General features: G+C 69.2%; 4 protein-coding genes and 1 tRNA gene. 4 read left to right on the top strand and 1 reads right to left on the bottom strand.

The genetic code is table 11. The annotated features are described in order from the left end of the window. Together ACFSHS_RS17415 and ACFSHS_RS17410 are read left to right on the top strand one after the other, a co-directional pair. On the top strand, nt 1–652 hold a 652-nt coding region (locus ACFSHS_RS17415; protein WP_376878777.1), incomplete at its 5' end, for a hypothetical protein. Between the two features lie 427 nt (nt 653–1,079). Continuing rightward, nucleotides 1,080–2,294, top strand: a complete 1,215-nt coding sequence (locus ACFSHS_RS17410; RefSeq protein WP_376878775.1) for a tyrosine-type recombinase/integrase — start codon at nt 1,080–1,082, stop codon at nt 2,292–2,294. Between the two features lie 95 nt (nt 2,295–2,389). Here the strand turns inward: ACFSHS_RS17410 and ACFSHS_RS17405 are convergent. Then, nucleotides 2,390–2,470 (bottom strand) — tRNA-Leu (locus ACFSHS_RS17405). An 88-nt stretch (nt 2,471–2,558) separates the two neighbouring features. Between ACFSHS_RS17405 and ACFSHS_RS17400 the strand changes: the two genes are divergently transcribed. Beyond that, nucleotides 2,559–2,789, top strand: coding sequence for a DUF3618 domain-containing protein (locus ACFSHS_RS17400; RefSeq protein ID WP_376878773.1), 231 nt, complete (start codon nt 2,559–2,561; stop codon nt 2,787–2,789). Between the two features lie 7 nt (nt 2,790–2,796). After that, on the top strand, nt 2,797–3,060 hold a 264-nt coding region (locus ACFSHS_RS17395; RefSeq protein ID WP_376878771.1), incomplete at its 3' end, for a DUF427 domain-containing protein.

Below are 3,060 nucleotides of genomic sequence, written 5' to 3'. Positions count from 1 at the left end.
GAGCATTCTCATCCGCAAAGACAGCGATCAAGATCGCAACCGATTACACGTCTTGCACTTCCGGTTCGCCAATTCGTTGTCACAAGGACCGCGAGGCAGAAGGGGGTTCAGATCGGCATGCGCGCGGGACGATTCCGCCATGTCCAAGCGACGTGAGGATCCGGACGTGCTGCACCGCATGGCGCAGGCCGCGATCTTGTCCGGCCTCGCGGGCGGAAACGACGATGTCTTCGAGCTCATGGTGTCGGTCCTTCCGCACGACGTCCGCGGCCACTTCACACCCGACGTCGCGCTGCTCGAGGTCGCCGCGGCGGCGCTCGGCCTGGCCTGCCCGCCCGGCACTGAACGGCTGGAGTACGAGGGCCTCACAGATCGCTATCTGGCCGACCTCATGCTCGACGGGCGTACCGTGCGCCGCCGGACCCAGTACGCCATCTACGCCGCCGCCTGCATGCGCGGAGGACTGCATCCGGATTTGCTGGGAGCAGCCGGCGGTTGGGAACCGCGGCTGTGGACCTACGCCGTCTCAGCCGTGATCCTCTACGCCCGTGCCGCCGCGGACCGTGTTGGCCTGACGGTGCCCGAGGTCGCACTGAGGATCGCTGATGAGCTGGGCTGCCAGGTGTCGCCCGCAGGTCCGCCCTCTGACTGACCGGCGGAAAGCCCGAACTGGAGAAGTACTGCAGAAGTTGTGGGCACGCTCTGGGCATGCCCGAGCGACGGATCCGCAGGGTCGATCAGCCATGCCAGAAGTGGACCTCGTCCAGTAGATCGCCGCGCGTCACGCGCGACCGCGGCTGGCGCCGATACCTGCCACGAACGACCATGGCGTGCTGGCACTGCGGGGTGGCACATCCGAGCCCACGCCGGTGAACTTGGTCCGTAGGTGTCGCCTCGGCCCGAGAGCTGGCAGGCCTGCGTGCTGACTCGATCAGGGGCTTCGCTCCACAGCACGCTGGTTGTCAGTAGCGAGTGATTGTGTGTGCGCACGTGCGGGACCGTTATGGGGTTGCGAGTCCCGGGGCGGCCGCTGGGCTGGTCGGCATTCTGTCCCGGAGGCTTGTGTGAGAGGTAGGAAGATGGCCAAGTCGCGGCGACGGCAGGCCGGCGAGGGCAGCATCAGCGAGTACGCCACCAATGCGGGCCCGCGGTTCCTGATCAAGTACTGGGCGCCCCAGTCGGACGGCACCCGCAAGCAGGTGCTCCGCCGTGGCTTCCACACGCGGAAGGCGGCGGCCGAGGCCTTGCGTGAGCAGTTGGCCAATATCGACCGCGGCACCCACGTCGCACCGTCACGGATGACCGTCGAGCAGCATTTCGCGACATGGCTGGACGGTTTGCGCAAGGGGCCGACGACAGTCGCCTCCTATCGGAAGAACGTCCGCTTGCACGTCGTCCCGCACATCGGCGACGTGAAACTCGCCGCCCTCACCGGCGCGCGGCTTAACGCCCTGTACCGACAGCTGGAGACGTCTGGCCGCCACGACGGCGCTGGCGGCCTTGGGGCTCGCACGGTGCGCTATATACACACGATCATCCACAGCGCGCTGGCCGCGGCGATCGACGACAGCCTCATTGCGGTCAACCCTGCCTCGAAGGCGAAACCGCCCACCGCGAAGCAGGCGAAGAGCCCCGAGATGCGCACGTGGGACGCCGGGCAGTTGCGCACGTTCCTCGACTGGTCCGAGCGGGAGCGCCCGGAGCTCTACCCTGCGTGGCTGCTGCTGGCCATGACCGGCATGCGCCGCGGCGAGGCGCTCGCGGTCCGCTGGGGCGATGTCGACTTCGAGGCCGGCACGCTGGCCGTCCGCCGCTCCGCCGTCCTGGTAAAGGCGAAGGGGGAGGGGCAGCAGCTCGATGTGGGCCCGCCGAAGTCCGGTCGGTCGCGCGTAGTCGACCTGGACCCGCGAACGCTGGCCGCGCTGCGGGCGCACCGGGCGCAGCGCGGCGCCTTGTCCCTGTCGCTGGCTCGTGATGACGCCTACGTGCTGGGCCGGCTCGACGGCGGCCTGCGGCACCCGGAGCGCCTGTCCCGGGAGTTCGGCCGTCAATTGGCGTCGGCGGCCCGACAGTTGGGCGACGCGATGCCGCCGGTCATCCGGCTGCACGACCTGCGGCATACGCACGCCACGCTCTACTTGCGCGCCGGGGTCCATCCCAAGATCGTGTCCGAGCGGCTTGGGCACGCCACCATCTCGATCACCCTGGACGTCTACTCGCACGCGATGCCGACGATGCAGCGCGAGGCGGCTACCCAAGTGGCCGCATTGATCTACGGCGGAACGCCGTCATGAGCACCGAAGTATCACCGCGGTATCAGCCGGTGCCCCTCGGTGTGGACGCTCGTCAGCGCAACCCGCTGACCTGGACGAACGCGTGACGACTGCAGTGCGGGAGGGGGGAGTCGAACCCCCACGCCCGAAGGCACCAGATCCTAAGTCTGGCGTGGCTGCCGTTACACCACTCCCGCGCGGTACCGGAGTCTATGAGTAGCCCACCAGGGTGTGCCTGCCCTCACCGAACGCGCTGGACGGCGGAAGGTCTGGCAGGCTGTCGCCGTGCCTCGCGACCCACGACAGATCCAGCTGGAGATCGACGCCGCCCGCGAGTCGCTGGCCGCCACCCTGGACCAGCTGACCTACCGGACCAGCCCGACCCGACTCCGGGCCAAGGGGAAGGACGCCGTCCAGCGGTTCCTGCAGACCCCGGCCGGCATGGCGGCCGCCGGCGTGGTCGGACTGCTCGTCACGTTCGCCGTCGTCCAGAAGATCCGGCACCGCAACGACTAGAGAGCCGGTGCCACCGCTGCGGCGGGACCCCGTGGGGCCGGGGCAGGAGTCGGTCTGGGACTATCCCCGGCCGCCGTCGGCCGAGGTCTCGTCCCGTCACGTCGTCGTGGAGCTCGGCGGTCGGGTCCTGGCCGACACCGTCCGTGCGGTCCGCGTGTGCGAGACCAGCCATCCGCCGGTGTACTACGTCCCGCCCGAGGACGTCGTCCTCGACCTGCTGGAGCGGGCCCCGGGCGGCTCGTGGTGCGAGTGGAAGGGCGCGGCCACCTAC

It is taken from the genome of Blastococcus deserti, assembly GCF_042682525.1.
GTDB classification, from domain to species: Bacteria; Actinomycetota; Actinomycetes; order Mycobacteriales; family Geodermatophilaceae; genus Blastococcus_B; species Blastococcus_B deserti.
The sequence above is the reverse complement of the archived record's forward strand: the minus strand, read 5'-3'. Positions and strand labels throughout refer to the sequence as shown.